Consider the following 16,124-nt stretch of genomic DNA (forward strand, 5'->3'; position numbering starts at 1 on the left):
TAGCCTCTGTTTCTTCATTAGCAGGTTATGAAATTTTGACTGAGGGTACTGGATCTAATGCAGGAACTTGTTTGATCAATCTTAAGGATTGGAAAGATAGAAAAGAATCTGTTCAAGAGGTTATGACAGATTTAGAAGAAAAATGTAAAGATATTCCTGGGGCAAACATCGAGTTTTTCCAACCACCAGCTGTGCCAGGTTATGGAGCTGCTGGAGGATTTGAGCTTCGTTTGTTAGATAAAACTGGTTCTGGGGATTACAAAAAAATGGAAGCTGTTAATAATGAATTTGTAAAAGAGCTCAACAAACGTCCTGAATTATCTAATGTATTTAGTTTTTACAGCGCAAGTTTTCCACAATATATGCTGAAAGTGGATAATGATTTAGCACAACAGAAAGGAGTTTCTATTGAAAATGCTATGAATACCTTATCAACTTTAGTGGGAAGTAATTATGAAATCAGTTTCATTAAATATGGTTATAATTACAAAGTAATCGTTCAAGCGGCTCCAGAATATAGAGCAAAGCCTGAGGATATTTTAAAATTATATGTAAAAAATTCTCGTGATGAAATGGTTCCTTTTTCAGCCTTTATGAAATTAGAGAAGGTTTACGGACTATCAGAAATTACAAGACATAATATGTATACTTCTACTGAAATTAGTGGTTCTGCTGCATCTGGATATAGTAGTGGAAAAGCTATTCAAGTTATTCAAGAAGTGGCTGCTGCTAAACTGCCTAGAGGTTATGATATTGATTGGGCAGGTATTTCTGCTGATGAAGTATCACAAGGTAATCAAGCCATTTGGGTTTTCTTAATTTGTTTGGCTTTCGTTTACTTGGTTTTAGCCGCACAATACGAAAGTTTTATTTTACCATTTTCAGTAATTCTATCTTTGCCAGCAGGTATTTTTGGAGCTTTCCTTTTATTGAAGTTAACAGGCTTAGAAAACAATATCTATGCTCAAGTTGCCATGGTAATGCTTATTGGTTTGCTGGGTAAAAATGCCGTTTTGATTGTGGAATTTGCTATTCAGCGACATGCCGCAGGAAAAACTGTATTAGAAGCTGCTATTGAAGGTTCAAAAACCAGATTCCGTCCAATTTTGATGACCTCATTTGCCTTTATTGCAGGTTTACTTCCATTGGTGTTTGCTACTGGGCCAGGTAAGATTGGTAACAGAACTATTGGTACTGCAGCAGTAGGAGGAATGTTGATAGGAACGATATGTGGTGTATTTGTAATCCCAGGATTGTATTACATTTTTGGTAAGATTGCTGAAAGAGTTACCTACATAAAAAATCAAAAAGAAAATCCATTAACCGAAGAAATTGATCACAATGTATAAATTTAAAATACACCAATATATAATTGCTTTGAGCGTTTCTCTTTTTGTGGTAAGTTGTAAAACTCCAGAAATTGCTGCATCAAGCACAGGTAAAACTGTACCGGAATCTTATGCAAATCCGAGTAAGGATACAATAAATACAGCTACTATTCCTTGGAAAACATTTTTTAAGGATCAAAATTTGGTAGATTTAATCGATACTGCTCTAAAAAATAATCAGGAGCTAATGATTACTTTACAGGAAATTGAAATGGCAAAAAATGATATCCGAATGAGAAAAGGAGCACTTTTGCCATCTGTTGTTATTGGTGCTGGTGCTGGAGTTGAAAAAGTAGGAAGATATACCAGCCAAGGAGCAGGTGATGCTACTACAGAAATAACTCCTGGTATGGAATTTCCAGATCCGTTAACTGATTATAAGGTGGCAGCTTATGCACACTGGGAAGTAGATATTTGGAAAAAATTACGCAATTCGAAAAAAGCGGCAGTGAGCAGATATTTATCAACTATTGAGGGTAAAAATTTTGTGATAACAAACCTAATTGCTGAAGTGGCTGATTCTTATTACGAATTATTGGCTTTAGATAATCAATTACAAATTGTAAGACAAAATATTCAACTGCAAACGAGTGCTTTAGAAGTTGTAAAAATTCAGAAAGAAGCTGCTAGAGCAACTGAATTGGCTGTTCAAAAATTTCAAGCTGAAGTCTTGTCTTCTAAAAGTAAAGAGTTTGATATTCTTCAGAATATAAAAGAAACTGAAAACAGAATTAACTTCTTGTTAGCTCGTTATCCTCAAGAAATAAAAAGAGACAATAGTAATTTTTTAAGTTTGTTGCCATCGGCTATACAATCAGGAATTCCTTCACAATTATTAGCGAATCGCCCTGATATTAAACAAGCAGAATTAGAACTAGTTGCTGCAAAATTAGATGTAAAAGTAGCGAGAGCAGAATTTTATCCGTCATTAGATATTTCTGCTGCAATAGGATTAAATGCTTTTAAACCATCTTATTTATTTCAATTACCTGAGTCATTACTTTACTCATTAGCTGGAGATATTGCAGGACCATTAATTAATAGAAATGCGATTAAAGCTGAGTTTAAAAATGCTAATGCTCGTCAACTTCAAGCGATGTATAATTATGAGCGTACTATTTTAAATGCTTATTTAGAAGTTTCTAATCAACTTTCTAAAATAGATAATTTAGAAAAAAGTTATGATTTAAAATCACAACAAGTGGAAGCACTCAGCAGATCTATTGATATTTCTAATGACTTATTTAAATCTGCAAGAGTAGATTATTTTGAAGTGCTGATGACACAACGTGATGCATTAGAAACTAAACTAGAACTTGTAGAAACTAAAAAAGAACAACTAAATACGGTGGTTCATGTTTATAAAGAACTAGGAGGCGGTTGGAAATAAAATAATCAACAGGATTTAATAAAAAAAAACAGTTGTAAGAATTATTCTTGCAACTGTTTTTGTTTTATAATGATTACTTTTTTTTAATAATATTCTCATTAGGGTAAACGACTAAGTTGATAACTCGCTCTTTTTCTTTTTTAATCTTAATATTATATTGTTTTTTAGTAACATTCCCTTTTTCTTGAGTATATAGAAATTTGTCTTTAACAATTGTCCAACCAGGATAATTTTTATAAACCATATAAATAACATTTGTAGGAAGCTTTACATTTTTGTACTCTTCTACAACTCTTATTAGTTTTCCGTCTGAGTTATATGTTGCAACTAGCATATTATCATTTAGTTTCATAACAACTAAATATTCTTCATTACCTTCATAATCTTTGCCTAAATCATATGAGATTAGTTTTTCTTCAATTTTATTAACAGTATTATCTGGATTATTATAATTTGGTAAATAACGAGAAAAATCTTTTCTAACACTTTTAATTACAATTTCAGGTAAAATATTTAATTCTAAACTATCATTATTTTTTATTTCTTTTTCAGTTTTTTTTACTTGTGAGAACAATGGTAAACTGAAAGAAATAAGAATCAAGATTGCTATTGATAAAATGTTATTTTTCATGACTTATTTTTTTTAGTACATACATAAATATTTAACAAATTTCATATTCATTAATTATATTATAGTTACATAATTTTAAAAAAGACTTATATTATTTACATGTTATAATTAGAAATCTAGTTATAATATAACATTTATTAAAAATTATATAAGATTATGTAATTAAAATTTACCGATCTTTACCTGTAGAATTTAAATGTATTATAAATGAAAATCATTAAGCATTCTGGAGATATTGTAGATTTTGATAAAAGTAAACTCAAAATTTCTCTTTTAAAATCTGGAGCTAATGAACTTCTTGTTGATGAGGTTATCGAAACCATCGAAAAGAAAATATATGAAGGGATTACTACAAAAAGTATTTATAAATTAGCATTTAGTTTACTAAAAAAATCATCTAATTCTCACGCAGCTCGCTATAATTTAAGATCAGCTATAGAGTTATTAGGACCTGCAGGTTTTTTCTTCGAAAAATATATTTCTAGACTTTTTTTATCGGAAGGTTATCAAACTAGAATTAATTTAACATTGCAAGGAAAATGTATCTCACACGAAATTGATGTTATGCTTAAAAAAGAGGAAGTTATTACTATGATTGAATGTAAGTTTCATGCTAAAAGAGAAGTTAATTCGGACGTAAAAGTACCCATGTATATTTTGTCTCGTTTTAATGATTTAAAAGATAAAACACATCCCATTTTTTCTAATAATGATAAGATTTTAAAATGTAAAATTATAACCAATAATAGGTTTACGACAGATGCTATAAATTTTGCAATGTGTTCAGGTTTAGATTTATTGAGTTGGGATTATCCAATAAATAATAATCTAAGAACCAAAATAGACAATAACAATTTGTATCCCATTACTTGTTTAACTACATTATCATTGTCAGAAAAAGATAAGTTACTCATTTTAGATATTATTATGGTAAAAGAAATAATTAATAACTCTGAATCTTTAGAAAAAATTGGTTTGAGCAACAGCCGAATTAAGAATGTTTTGAAAGAAGCGTCAGAATTATGCAAATACATTTAGAAATTATGAAAATAAGATTTATTGGAGGAGCAGGAACAGTAACAGGTTCTAAAACATTAGTAGAAAGTAATGGAATTAGGATTTTGATTGATTGTGGACAATTTCAAGGGATAAAACCATTACGAGAACTCAACTGGGAACCATTACCTATTTTGCCATCTAGCATCGATTTTGTTTTACTTACACACGGACATTTAGATCATTGCGGTTGGTTACCAAGATTAGTAAATCAAGGTTTTAAAGGGAAAATTTATTGTACAAATCCCACAAAAGATATTACAAAATTAATTCTTTTAGACAGCGCAAAAATTCAGGAAGAAGATGCTTTTAGAGCAAATAAGGATAAGTTTTCAAAACATGAAATAGCCGAACCTCTTTATACCGTAGAGCAAGTAGAACAAGTTTTGCCTCTTTTTAGAGTGATAAAACAAAACGAAGTTGTATCTCTAGATGCACAAATTTCAGCGATTTATACTAATGCAGGGCATATTTTAGGAGCTTGTAGTATCGAATTATCTATCGAAAATAAAATACTAGTTTTTTCTGGTGATATTGGTCGTGATAATGATTTATTAATGTATCCTCCAGTAAAACCTAAAAAAGGAGATTATATTTTTCTTGAGAGTACATACGGAAATAGGTTACATCCAGATACTAATACAAAAGAAGAACTCGAAATATACATTAACAATACGATTCAAAAAGGAGGAACGATTATCATTCCTAGTTTTGCAGTCGAGCGAGCTCAAACTATTATGTATTTACTTTGGCAATTGAGAGAAGAAGATAAAATTCCAAACATTCCTTACATAATTGATACGCCAATGGGAATTAGCGTACTTGATATTTTTGCAAATAATAAAAATTGGCACAAACTTCCTGAACAGGATTTTGTAGCAATGTGCAAAATGTTTACCATGATTACTGATTATAAAGAAACTATTGAAACAATTTATAACAAAAATTCAAAAGTAATTATTGCTGCTAGTGGTATGATTACAGGAGGAAGAGTTCTTAGTTACCTGGAACAATATATTAGTTTGCCAGAAACTACAGTGATTATGATTGGCTATCAAGCGGAAGGAACACGTGGTAGAAAATTATTAGAAGGTGCTAAAGACATTAAAATTCGTGGAAAATATTATGAAGTAAAAGCCAATATTGTTGAAATTGAGAGTTTATCTGCTCACGCCGATCAAGAGGGTTTGTTAAATTGGCTTTCTGAACTGAAAGATAAACCAACTAAAGTGTTTTTAGTTCATGGAGAAAATCAAGCGGCTGATGAACTTCGTATAAAAATTCAAGAAAAGTATGCATTTGATACTTCTGTTCCTTTATTAGGACAAGAGATCGAATTGTAGTTTTTTTGAGGTGGTGTTTATTAGGGATAATAATTATTGATGTTTTAAAGATTAGTTATAGACAATTCATTTTTACATTTATTGTTTTCTTCCCATTCATTAATATTGTTTAATGTGGTTTCGGCAATACCTGTTAAAGCTTCTGTTGTTAAAAAACCTTGATGTCCAGTAACTATAACATTTGGTAAAGAAATGAGTTTATTAAACAATTCATCTAGAATGATATTGTTGAGGTGATTGCGAAAGAAAATGTCTTTTTCATTTTCATATACATCTATTCCAGCTGAGCCAATTGTTCCGTTTTCTAACGCTTCAATTAAATCTTTTGTTTTTACAATACTTCCACGGGCAGTATTTATAAAACAGACTTCTTTTTTCATTATTGAAAAAGCATTTTTATCAAATAAATATTTTGTAGATGTATTAAGTGGACAATGCACAGAAATAATATCGGATTGTTTGCATAAATCGTCTAATGAAGTATAGATAATATTAGTTTTGCGTATTAATTCTTTATTTTCTTGTATATCATAGCCTAATAGTTTGCAACCAAAACCGTTCATAATACTCGCAAAAGCAGAACCAATATTACCAGTTCCAACAATTCCAACGGTTTTTCCATGTAAATCAAAACCAATTAACTGATCTAAACTAAAATCATTTTTTTTCATTAACTCTTGTCCTAAAATAATTTTTCTATTCAATGCCATTAGCAAAGCAACTGCATGTTCAGCAATTGCATAAGGCGAATACGATGGAACATTAGCCACTTTTATTCCTAATTTTTGAGCCCTAGCTAAATCTACATTATTATAACCAACACAACGAAGTGCTATAAATCTAACACCATAATAATATAGTTTATCTAATACTTTATCGGAGGCATCACATGAAGTAAAAATTGATATAGCTTTGCATCCTTGAGCAAGTTTTGCTGTAGTTTCGTTTAGTGAATAGGCGGAGTAAAATAATTCGTGCTTATTTTTTGCTGCTTTTTCTATAAATGATTTTTCAAAATGATGTGAACTGTAAACGAAGACTTTCATATGATTGTGTTTAATGATTTATGAAAATTATAGATTGTTTATTTTACCAATCATGCAACTAGCATAACTCTTTAGTTGTAATAAGAGTCCGTTTTCTTCGGTTGCTTCAGGATAACCAAGCGAATGAAGTTTATTTGTTATTTTTTCTCTTGCAATATTGTCATCGTGAATTGCAATTACAGTATCATTTTCGTTATCTATTTTGACACTTGTCATGCCTTCAATTTTTAGCAATCCTTTTTTGATTGTTGTTTCACAACCTCCACATTTTAAGTTTGCAATAATTATTTTTTCTGTTTTCATTTTTATTTATTTTTAAATTGATTTAGATACTTGCTAATTTCCAAAGCCAATGTGCTCTGTTTTCATTCAATTGAGGAAATTGCATAATCATTAAATTGAATCCTTTTTGGCTCATTCTCCAATCAATATGTAGCACGTGATCTATAGGATCATAGACATAAATTTTTTTGAAATGATGTTTGCTTTCAATTCCTGCCAATTGACAAATTTGTAAAGATTTTTGCAGTGCATCAACGATGTTTTTGGGCGATATGTTTTCTGTAAAAGCCAGATGACTTAAAGAATACTGAAGTTTAGAATCATAAATTGCTTCTTCAAAATTTCTTAAGTGAATAAAGTAATTGTTGGTTACTAATGGAATAATTTCATAAGTTTTCATAACAATAATAGTGTTAGGATATTGCTTTCAATTCTTCAAATAAAGACATTTGCTTCTCTGTTAAGTTTTCTGGAATTTGGAATTGAATTGTGAGATATAAATTTCCAAAAAATGTTGGTTTTTCATAAATAGGCATTCCTTTTCCTTTAAGTCTTATGGTTTTGCCATTTTGAGTTCCTGCAGAGATTTTTATTTTTAATTTTCCAGATAAAGTTTCTATAATTAAATCACTTCCTAAAACGGCATCATATAAATTAATATCTACAGTCTGATACAAATCATTGTTTTTGCGTATAATTTTGGGATGGTCTTTAATCTTTATTCTGACAAATAAATCGCCACGATTATTTTCGGTACTTCCTTTTGCTCCTTTATTTTTTATTCGCAATTGTTGGTCTGAGTATACACCTGGTTTTGTAGTTACTCGAAGCTTTTCATTTTCTAATTGAATAATTCTACTTGTCCCTGTAAATGCTTCTTCGAGAGAAATTTCCATTTCTGTTTCATAATCACTTCCTCTTCTTTGCTGTTCTTGTCTTGGATTTCCTCGTTGTTGTGCAAAAAATTGTTCGAAAAAATCTGAAAAATCACCTTGTTCTGAGCCACCAAAACCTTGAGATGAGTTACCTTGATAATATTGCTGATTTGGGTTTTGTTGTTGGTGATAGGCTTGCTGGTTTTGTTGCCAATTTTCTCCTAGTTCGTCATATTGCTTTCTTTTTTCTGGATTACCCAAAACTTCGTTGGCTTCATTTATTAGTTTAAAACGTTCTTCGGCATTTTTGTCACCTAAATTTTTATCAGGATGATTTTTTTTTGCCAAAAGACGGTATGCCTTTTTTATCTCTTCTGGAGTGGCTTTTTTATCAATTTCTAGTATTTTGTAATAGTCTTTATAATCCACGATTTGTAAAAATCAAATAATATTTTGAAGTAAAATCGATTTCAATATTACTTTACATTGTGATAGCTAATAGCTTAATTTTCATTAAATAATGATAGTTCGTTATTTACAGAACTAACTCCAGGAGCATTCCAAGCTATTCGTTCTGCTTCATCTTTTTCATAATATGAATTTACAATTCCAGATAATGTAACTTCATTAGCAGAAACTTTTACTTTTATGTTATCGTGATTAATAGTCCAATTTCTAGTTAAGGCTTTTTCAATTTCTTTTTTTTCTACAAGATCAGTAATATCAGATTTTATAGTTATTTTGTTTGTTACACCTATAACTCCTAAGAGATTTTTTACGGAATCATTTGCGGCTTCTTTTTGGTAATTCCAACTTACAGTACCTTCAACCGTCACCCAACCATTTTCTACTTTTACTTTTATTTTTTCTTCAGGAACAGACCAATTCCATTTGAAAGCGTTTATTATTTCGGAAGCTATGTCAGCATCTGGTTTTTTGCCATAACTACCATAATTAATAGCTATTTTTTCAACGACTGCTTTTACACCAGAAACCATTTTAGCAGCATGTTCTGCTTCTAATTTTTTAGTATAACTATCAACAGTTCCTGTTAGTGTAACAATGCCGTCTTTAACAATTACTCCTATTTCTGCAGCATGTAATAATGGTTCCCATTTGATTGCATCTTGCACATCTTTTTGCAAACTTTCATTTGTTTTCATGATTTTAAACCTTGAATTAGTAAATTAATTATATACTACAAAGCTTGATAATTATTGCAAATAAAATGTTATATAAATTTTAGAAAGTCTTATATAATTCCTCTATTTAGTTTAAGTTTTTAAAAATATTATAAAATAATTTTGCCATCTTCCATAGTGATAATTCTGTTGGTTTTTTGAGCAAAATCGTTGTCGTGGGTTACAATGAGTAATGTTTGTTTTTTTTCTAAGGTTAGTTTTTTAAAAATATCAAAAACCAGATCGCTATTTTTTTTGTCTAAATTTCCTGTAGGTTCGTCACCCATAATGATTAGTGGGTTATTTATTAAGGCACGAGCAATAGCAACTCTTTGTTTCTGTCCGCCACTCAATTGATTGGGCATTTTTAATGCTTGATCTTGCATATCGAGAGTTTTAAGATGTTCCATAGCACTATTCTCGATTTCTTTTTCAGAAAATTTATTCAATTTTAATCCTGGAAGCATCACATTTTTTAGAACATTATATTCAGAAAGTAAATAATGAAACTGAAATACAAAACCAATTTTCTCATTTCTAATTTTTGCCAATTCTGCATCGGTCTTTCCTGTGATTAGCTCATTATTTAAGAATAATTGTCCTTCATAATCAGTATCCATCGTAGAGAGTAAATACAATAAAGTCGATTTCCCACAACCAGATTTTCCCACGATAGAAACAAATTCTCCGTGATTTATGCTCATATCAATATCTTTAATCACTTGAAATTTGATTGGATCATAAAAATATTTACTAATCGCTTTAGTCTCTATTACTTTATTTTCTGTCATTATTTTCCTCTAATAATTTCTACAGGATCTACTTTACTTGCTTTAAGAGCAGGAAAAAGACCTGCAATAGTGGTTGTAAAAAGAGCAAATAAAATTCCTATAATATAAAAAATGCCACTATAATGTATTGGATATGTCTTTACGGTGGGTAACGAAGCGGTTTCGAAAGGGATTATGCTTATTATTGAAGAGAATATATATCCAAATAGTAAACCAAACAAACCACCTACAACACCAATAATTAAGGAAAGTGTAACAAAAATCCATTTTACATCATTTCCAGAGAATCCTGTTGCTTTTAGAATGGCAATACTGTCCATTTTTTCATAAATCATCATATTTAGGATATTATAAATCCCAAATCCAGCGACAATAAGTAATACAATTCCCACGGCATAAGAAATAATTGTTCTCACTTTACTTCCTGTTTCAAATTGAGAATTAGCGGTATTAAAATCGATTGTGTCTAAATTAAATTTTTGTTTATACTCCTTAGCTAGTGACGTTGCTAAAGTCATATCGTATAATTTGATTTGAATATCGGTAATATAATTTGTGGGTTCTCCTAGTATTTTTTGTGCTGTAGCTAATGAGGTATAACTCATTGCATCATCAATATCTGCAATTCCTATTTGTGAAATTCCAACAATTTTTAGAGAGGCCAGATTCCCTCTAGAAGAAGTTATTTTGATAACATCACCTTTAGTAAGCATCATTTTATCGGCCAATCCTTTGCCTATAATAATACTATTATTTTGAAGCAAATCAGCTACATTTCCTTCGATGATATAGTCACTAATCTTGAATAGTTTTTCTTCCGATAAAACTTCAATTCCATTAATTATTCCTGAAATTTCGATGGTTCCAGAATTAAAAAAAACAGGTGTTGTTATTTTTGGAGCTACATCGATAATTCTAAGGTCTTTTTTTAAAAAACTAACAATTGCTTTGCTATTATAAATAGATTTTCCTCTATCTTTTGGTTTTATAGAGTTAATAAAATTGATGTTATTCTTGTATTTTTCTGACAATAAAACCGGCTGATTTTCTGAGGGTTTTATTTCATTATATAGTCTGATATGAGGTGTTCTGTTAAGCATCAAACCATCTAGTAAATCATTTAAACCATTCATAAAACTAACTAAAGTAATAAACATAGCAATACTAAAAGTAACCCCAACAGCTGCAACAATAGTTTGCTTTAGTCTTGCAAGGAGTAGGTGTGTTGCAATATTTACAATGAGTTTATAGTTCATTATTGTGGTTTGTATATGGTTTCATCTGCTTTTAATCCTTCTAGAATTTCTACTTTTTGGTAATCGCTTAAACCTACTTTTACTTTTCTTTTTTCGTCTTTATTAACCAATACAAAATTGTCTTTTAATAAATAATTGTTTGGAATTGTAATTGCATTTTTTTTAGTCGCAATAATGATATTGGCTTCAGCAGATAGGTTGGGGTATAATTTTTGTGGTACGTTTACAAAATGAGCTTCTATTTTAAATGTTCGTGAACGCTCATCCATAATGGGATATATTTTATTTATTTTGGCTTCAAAAACTTTATTTTTATAACTGTCCATTGTTACTAAAACGTTTTGGTTTAGCTTTACTCTTACCATATCATTTTCGTCAACTTCAAGTTCTAAAAGAAAATCATTTTTTTGTCCAATTATTGCCAATGGAATTTGTGGAGAAACTAGAGTTCCTTCTTTTACTAGAATATCAAATAATTGCCCTGAAAAAGCACTCTTTACAGAAAAATCGCTTTGTGATTTCTGATTTAATTTTAAATTAATATTGTTTTTGTTTTGATCGTTTTTTAATTGCGCTTTGAGTTGTGACAATTGTTTTTTAGCAGATTCGTAATTAAGTTTAGAATTCTTGTAGGCCACTTCAATTTTTTCAAAATCTATTTCGGAAATAATTTTATATTCTTTTACTCGATTATTTCTATCATAAATAGATTTGTCTAGAGAAAGTTTATCATTTGCAGTTTGTACTTTTATTTCCATTTCTGCAATTTTATCTTGAATATAATGATTGTCGTTTTGACTTAATTGGTATATTAATCTAGCATTTTCGGTATTTAATTGGGCTTTTTCATCTTCAAGTTCAAATAACAATTGTCCTTTCGAAATAGATTGTCCAACCGTTACATTTACTTTTTTTAAAATACCGTTTGTAGTAGAGTAGGCTATATATTGTCCTTCTGCTTTTATTACTCCAGAGGCGTAAACACTTTCAGTAACATTTCCAATGGTTGGTTTTATCCCTTCATTCTTATCATTACATGAAAAAAGAGTTAATATTATAATTAGTAAAGATTTATATTTCATTGTAAAATATTAATTAGAATACGATAATAAGGGATTATTCAAATTTACGATTAATTTATGTCTCAATTTCGGTATCCTTGAATTAATATGCAAAGAGAATTTTTTAAAGCTTCGATCGAATGGGTTTATTCTATAGGAATACCTAACTCTTCATAAACATCTATAATCTTGCTAAAAGGTTCATTAGTATATTTTACATTTCCATTAATAACAGTAAGCTTTTTAGGAAAACTTGGTTTATTTTCAATTTGCAATTCTGCTATTGCTTTTTTGATAACCAGAATTTTTAATTCTTTTGAATAAATCCTTCGTCAATCATTTTTTTGTAAATCACTTTAGCTATTTCTTTGGTAGTATATTTAATACCGTTTGGATTAAATGTTTCTGTAATTCCAGACCAGATTATTTTATCCTCTTCTATAGAATAAACAATAGTTTCAATTATAAAGGTTTTTGTAACTACATAATACTCTGGAGTACTATAATAATGTAAACTTCGGTTGTAGTATTGGCTAAAATTATTGTAATAATTGGGATATAAATTTCGTTCTTCTGGAATATAAACTTTTTCTTTATCTACATCTATTAATCGCATTGTTATAGCGCCATCAAAACCGTCTGCTTTTATTTTTTTCTTTAATTCTTCTTCATTTTGTTTATTAAAGTTATCATCTAAATAAGTGTAGGATGCAACACCTTTTCCTTTTAAATGTTTTACCATTTCATCTTCTACTTTGCGACGATTGGTTTCATTTTTAAGTAGTGAAACAACTAATATTTTTTTCCATTCTCCAGAATGAAGATGTTTTTCTGGTTCTCTCCAACTGCTGGTTATTTTTGTTGATGTGCAAGAAATAAAAAGAATTATGAGTATTAAACAACTAGAAGTAATTAACTTTTTCATATTTTTTTTAAATGGGTTCATATACAAAGTTCACTATTTTTGTGGTGCTTTTTTTAGAATGAGTTTTAATTTGTAATCTTAAAGTTTTATTTTTTCTATATTCTATTCATATACTAATTCAATTCTTTTTGATTACAGATTACCATATATTTTATGAATAGCTTCATTTATTTAAAGTAATTTATTTTTTAAAAAGATACCATAAAAATTTACAATAGCATTTAATTACTCTAAAGGTAATAAAATGTTTTAGATTTTATAAGTTAATCTTTTTTCTTTGTTGGTACTATTAGGATAGGAATATTTGTATCGTGTAATATTTTTTCGGTTGTACTATCAACTAGTATCTTTTCGAGCCATTCTTTGCTATGACTTCCTATAACTATTATATCTGCTCTAGATGAATATGCAGTTTCAAGAATTACATCTGCATAATGACCTTCTTCTACAATTGTAATAATAGTAGAATCACCCAAATGGTTTTTGACATTCTCTAAAAATCCAAACGCTGTTTTTGTTAAGTACTCAATATCTGGTTGTGCATCTAAGTTTGCAAAACCGCCAAAACCCATGATAGGATCATAAATAGTGACATAATTTGCAGGTGTAGATAAAACATGTAGCAAAACAACTTTGGCATTCATCGATTTTGCTAATGAAAACCCAACTTCAGCAATTTTTTGTGCAGTAGGATTATAGTCTAATGCTATTAAAATTTTATTCATTTTGATATCTTTCATTTTGTGGGAGTATTAAATTATTAAAAATTAAATAGTTGGTAAACAAATTTCAGGATTTTAAAAACAAATGGTTTTACATAGTTTTTACTAAAACTTATATAATTTACAGATTTAAAAAATTATTCTTCGATAATAAGTGAATCTGGATTTACTCCTAAATCAATTAAATAAATAGTAATACTTTTTACAAATTCGGAAGTGCCGCACACATAAAAATTTTGATTAAAATCTATAATATTTTCTATAAGGTAATTGCGATCTATTCTTCTGCCAAGATATCCAATCACTTTCTCTCGGGTAAATAAATTGATAAAATTTTCCTTAAGCATTTTCCTCAATTCATCTCCTAAAATCACATCTCCAGAAGTTTTATTACTGTATATTAGTTTGTTGCCTTTTAGGTGTTTGTTTTTGTATAAGTCTCTAAAAATAGCAATAAATGGAGTGATTCCAGAACCACCTGCAATAAAAACACCAGGCCCTTTATATTGTAATGTGCCAAAAGTATCATTAATAATTAATTCTGCTCCAGCATTAATTCTGCTTAACATATTTGTAACGCCTTTATGGTCTGGATAAATTTTAATTATAAATTCAAGATATTCTTTACTACGCAAACAAGTAAAAGTAAAAGGGCGCATCTGATTTTTCCATTCAGGAAGATTAATCGAAACCTCAGTTGCTTGACCTGGGATAAAATCATATCCAGCTGGTTTTTCTACAACAAAACATTTTACATCGTGGGTAACATAAAAAGAATCTAATACTTTAACAATATGAGCACTCATAATTTATTTTTTATTTGTTTCAAATTTCTGGATTAGCCATTTGATGATTAATATTTAATTTAAAAAGATAGTTAATATACAGATTAGAATAAACCTCAATAATAATCTCATTTATGTATGATTTATCGGTTATATTCTTAGCGAAATTTCATTAAATTTACGCAAAATCTTTGATAATGGAAATTATAATTGAAGCAATACAAATTGCAGAAGCTTTTAATATTAAAAAATTTAGAGCGGAGTTTGGTAATAAAGCTTTTTCGGGATCTACATCCGAAGTTTTTTATGCACTTAATGATTCCAATCGTTTCTTGTATGTTTTTGATTATGGTGTAGTCGTTTTTGGGAATTATGATCCTATTGCCAAAACCGAATTTATAAACTATATAACAAACTATGCTACAACGATAGTCAATTTAAACCTGTTTGAAGAATACCGTGTTATATTAGACGAAAACATTCCTAAAGCCCTAGTTAAAGATGATTATGTAACCGTTCCCCATATAGATGCTGCCGTGATTGGTATCGTGATGCTCAATATAGGGCAATCGGTCGCTTTAGAATATTATGAAGTGCTTACGGGAGAGCTTATTTCCTCTTCTAAGCATTATATTATAGAATTAGAAAAAAAAGGTAAAATAAGTATTTCTAAGACCAATTTATTAAAGTATATAGGCAAAGTTCTAAACGTAAAAAACAGCATTGTAGATAATTTGTATATTCTCGATGACCCCAATTTAGTTTGGGATAATGAAGAGCTGAATTTGCTTAACCGCCTTTTGAAACTTAATTTCGATATTAATCCTCGTTTCAAAGATTTAGATTACCGTTTGCAAATTGTAGAAAACAATCTAACGCTTTTTACCGATGTGCTCAACGTAAGAGAAAGTACACGTTTAGAATGGGTTATTATTATACTAATCGTGCTAGAAATAATAATCGCTTTGTTTTTACATTAAGTATTTAACCTAAATTTTATTATACAACACGCGTATAATTAATGATTTAAAGCTATAAATCTTCCTTTGTTTCTTCTTCGTTAGGAGGAAATTCAGTTTTATTTAAAAAATCTTCTAGATTCCTTTCATCTTTTAAATTTCGTCTCACAAGAAAAACAATTAAAATTACGGCAAAGAATGCCAAAATACCTATTGCGATCCAATTTACTTCCATTAGCTTAAGTTTTTAATAAAGTTTAAAAATTAAAACTAATTTTTGTTTGTCTAAATATTATCAAATTATTAATTATTTAATGATAATAGGTTTTACCTGAAGTGGTCTAAATCCTTCGTGGAAAAAAACAAACAATAATAATTAAATTTCAATTGTATCAATTTCCTTCATTAATCGATTGGTTTCGGTAAGTGCTTC

The 16,124-nt window shown here is 29.2% G+C and carries 19 protein-coding genes; 5 read left to right on the plus strand and 14 right to left on the minus strand.

Features of this window, described 5'->3' with window-relative positions:
- Together ABI549_RS10745 and ABI549_RS10750 are read left to right on the plus strand one after the other, a co-directional pair.
- The coding region (locus ABI549_RS10745; protein WP_348076455.1) for an efflux RND transporter permease subunit at positions 1–1,349 on the plus strand (1,349 nt) is incomplete at its 5' end.
- Positions 1,342–2,778, plus strand: coding sequence for a TolC family protein (locus tag ABI549_RS10750; RefSeq protein ID WP_348076456.1), 1,437 nt, complete (start codon positions 1,342–1,344; stop codon positions 2,776–2,778). The genes ABI549_RS10745 and ABI549_RS10750, both read left to right, overlap by 8 nt.
- Before the next feature lie 73 nt (positions 2,779–2,851).
- Here ABI549_RS10750 and ABI549_RS10755 read toward each other — a convergent pair whose 3' ends face one another.
- Positions 2,852–3,409 carry a hypothetical protein gene (locus ABI549_RS10755; protein WP_348076457.1) on the minus strand — a complete coding sequence of 186 codons (558 nt, stop codon included), beginning with the start codon at positions 3,407–3,409 and terminating at the stop codon, positions 2,852–2,854.
- Positions 3,410–3,616: 207 nt separating this feature from the next.
- On the opposite strand from ABI549_RS10755, the gene ABI549_RS10760 reads away from it, so the two are divergent.
- Complete coding sequence (locus tag ABI549_RS10760) at positions 3,617–4,447, plus strand: ATP cone domain-containing protein (RefSeq protein WP_348076458.1); 831 nt, start codon at positions 3,617–3,619, stop codon at positions 4,445–4,447.
- Between the two features lie 5 nt (positions 4,448–4,452).
- Positions 4,453–5,808, plus strand: coding sequence for an MBL fold metallo-hydrolase (locus ABI549_RS10765; RefSeq protein ID WP_348076459.1), 1,356 nt, complete (start codon positions 4,453–4,455; stop codon positions 5,806–5,808).
- 44 nt (positions 5,809–5,852) lie between these two features.
- Here the strand turns inward: ABI549_RS10765 and ABI549_RS10770 are convergent, their stop codons facing one another.
- From ABI549_RS10770 to ABI549_RS10825, 12 genes are all read right to left on the minus strand, one after another.
- Complete coding sequence (locus tag ABI549_RS10770; RefSeq protein ID WP_348076460.1) at positions 5,853–6,854, minus strand: 2-hydroxyacid dehydrogenase; 1,002 nt, start codon at positions 6,852–6,854, stop codon at positions 5,853–5,855.
- Between the two features lie 27 nt (positions 6,855–6,881).
- The gene (locus ABI549_RS10775) at positions 6,882–7,157 is read right to left on the minus strand and encodes a heavy metal-associated domain-containing protein (protein ID WP_348076461.1); all 276 of its coding nucleotides are present in this window, start codon (positions 7,155–7,157) and stop codon (positions 6,882–6,884) included.
- A 22-nt stretch (positions 7,158–7,179) separates the two neighbouring features.
- Positions 7,180–7,536, minus strand: a complete 357-nt coding sequence (locus ABI549_RS10780) for a hypothetical protein (RefSeq protein WP_348076462.1) — start codon at positions 7,534–7,536, stop codon at positions 7,180–7,182.
- A 13-nt stretch (positions 7,537–7,549) separates the two neighbouring features.
- Complete coding sequence (locus tag ABI549_RS10785; RefSeq protein WP_348076463.1) at positions 7,550–8,440, minus strand: J domain-containing protein; 891 nt, start codon at positions 8,438–8,440, stop codon at positions 7,550–7,552.
- Positions 8,441–8,514: 74 nt separating this feature from the next.
- Positions 8,515–9,174: a BON domain-containing protein gene (locus ABI549_RS10790; RefSeq protein WP_348076464.1), complete on the minus strand. Its 660-nt coding sequence runs from the start codon at positions 9,172–9,174 to the stop codon at positions 8,515–8,517.
- A gap of 128 nt (positions 9,175–9,302) precedes the next feature.
- A complete protein-coding gene (locus ABI549_RS10795) occupies positions 9,303–9,983 on the minus strand; it encodes an ABC transporter ATP-binding protein (protein WP_348076465.1) in 681 nt (226 codons plus the stop codon).
- A complete protein-coding gene (locus tag ABI549_RS10800; RefSeq protein ID WP_348076466.1) occupies positions 9,983–11,239 on the minus strand; it encodes an FtsX-like permease family protein in 1,257 nt (418 codons plus the stop codon). Before ABI549_RS10800 ends, ABI549_RS10795 begins: the two co-directional genes overlap by 1 nt.
- Positions 11,239–12,321 carry an efflux RND transporter periplasmic adaptor subunit gene (locus tag ABI549_RS10805; protein WP_348076467.1) on the minus strand — a complete coding sequence of 361 codons (1,083 nt, stop codon included), beginning with the start codon at positions 12,319–12,321 and terminating at the stop codon, positions 11,239–11,241. Before ABI549_RS10805 ends, ABI549_RS10800 begins: the two co-directional genes overlap by 1 nt.
- A gap of 125 nt (positions 12,322–12,446) precedes the next feature.
- Positions 12,447–12,575 carry a hypothetical protein gene (locus tag ABI549_RS10810; RefSeq protein ID WP_348076468.1) on the minus strand — a complete coding sequence of 43 codons (129 nt, stop codon included), beginning with the start codon at positions 12,573–12,575 and terminating at the stop codon, positions 12,447–12,449.
- Between the two features lie 32 nt (positions 12,576–12,607).
- A complete protein-coding gene (locus tag ABI549_RS10815) occupies positions 12,608–13,225 on the minus strand; it encodes a hypothetical protein (RefSeq protein WP_348076469.1) in 618 nt (205 codons plus the stop codon).
- A 263-nt stretch (positions 13,226–13,488) separates the two neighbouring features.
- Complete coding sequence (locus ABI549_RS10820) at positions 13,489–13,965, minus strand: universal stress protein (protein ID WP_348076470.1); 477 nt, start codon at positions 13,963–13,965, stop codon at positions 13,489–13,491.
- A 119-nt stretch (positions 13,966–14,084) separates the two neighbouring features.
- The gene (locus ABI549_RS10825) at positions 14,085–14,753 is read right to left on the minus strand and encodes an FAD-binding oxidoreductase (protein WP_348076471.1); all 669 of its coding nucleotides are present in this window, start codon (positions 14,751–14,753) and stop codon (positions 14,085–14,087) included.
- 176 nt (positions 14,754–14,929) lie between these two features.
- Between ABI549_RS10825 and ABI549_RS10830 the strand changes: the two genes are divergently transcribed.
- Positions 14,930–15,712 (plus strand): RMD1 family protein, encoded by a 783-nt coding sequence (locus tag ABI549_RS10830; protein WP_348076472.1) that lies wholly within the window; start codon positions 14,930–14,932, stop codon positions 15,710–15,712.
- Positions 15,713–15,764: 52 nt separating this feature from the next.
- On the opposite strand, the gene ABI549_RS10835 is transcribed toward ABI549_RS10830, so the two are convergent.
- The gene (locus tag ABI549_RS10835) at positions 15,765–15,926 is read right to left on the minus strand and encodes a hypothetical protein (RefSeq protein ID WP_348076473.1); all 162 of its coding nucleotides are present in this window, start codon (positions 15,924–15,926) and stop codon (positions 15,765–15,767) included.
- Between the last annotated feature and the right edge of the window lie 198 nt (positions 15,927–16,124).

The organism is Flavobacterium sp., assembly GCF_039932285.1.
In the GTDB taxonomy this organism is placed as follows: Bacteria; Bacteroidota; Bacteroidia; order Flavobacteriales; family Flavobacteriaceae; genus Flavobacterium.

Coding starts and splice junctions, on each gene's coding strand:
- ABI549_RS10750 (WP_348076456.1), top strand. CDS start 1,342: ATGTATAAATTTAAAATACACCAATATATAATTGCTTTGAGCGTTTCT.
- ABI549_RS10755 (WP_348076457.1), bottom strand. CDS start 3,409: ATGAAAAATAACATTTTATCAATAGCAATCTTGATTCTTATTTCTTTC.
- ABI549_RS10760 (WP_348076458.1), top strand. CDS start 3,617: ATGAAAATCATTAAGCATTCTGGAGATATTGTAGATTTTGATAAAAGT.
- ABI549_RS10765 (WP_348076459.1), top strand. CDS start 4,453: ATGAAAATAAGATTTATTGGAGGAGCAGGAACAGTAACAGGTTCTAAA.
- ABI549_RS10770 (WP_348076460.1), bottom strand. CDS start 6,854: ATGAAAGTCTTCGTTTACAGTTCACATCATTTTGAAAAATCATTTATA.
- ABI549_RS10775 (WP_348076461.1), bottom strand. CDS start 7,157: ATGAAAACAGAAAAAATAATTATTGCAAACTTAAAATGTGGAGGTTGT.
- ABI549_RS10780 (WP_348076462.1), bottom strand. CDS start 7,536: ATGAAAACTTATGAAATTATTCCATTAGTAACCAACAATTACTTTATT.
- ABI549_RS10790 (WP_348076464.1), bottom strand. CDS start 9,174: ATGAAAACAAATGAAAGTTTGCAAAAAGATGTGCAAGATGCAATCAAA.
- ABI549_RS10795 (WP_348076465.1), bottom strand. CDS start 9,983: ATGACAGAAAATAAAGTAATAGAGACTAAAGCGATTAGTAAATATTTT.
- ABI549_RS10800 (WP_348076466.1), bottom strand. CDS start 11,239: ATGAACTATAAACTCATTGTAAATATTGCAACACACCTACTCCTTGCA.
- ABI549_RS10805 (WP_348076467.1), bottom strand. CDS start 12,321: ATGAAATATAAATCTTTACTAATTATAATATTAACTCTTTTTTCATGT.
- ABI549_RS10815 (WP_348076469.1), bottom strand. CDS start 13,225: ATGAAAAAGTTAATTACTTCTAGTTGTTTAATACTCATAATTCTTTTT.
- ABI549_RS10820 (WP_348076470.1), bottom strand. CDS start 13,965: ATGAAAGATATCAAAATGAATAAAATTTTAATAGCATTAGACTATAAT.
- ABI549_RS10825 (WP_348076471.1), bottom strand. CDS start 14,753: ATGAGTGCTCATATTGTTAAAGTATTAGATTCTTTTTATGTTACCCAC.
- ABI549_RS10830 (WP_348076472.1), top strand. CDS start 14,930: ATGGAAATTATAATTGAAGCAATACAAATTGCAGAAGCTTTTAATATT.
- ABI549_RS10835 (WP_348076473.1), bottom strand. CDS start 15,926: ATGGAAGTAAATTGGATCGCAATAGGTATTTTGGCATTCTTTGCCGTA.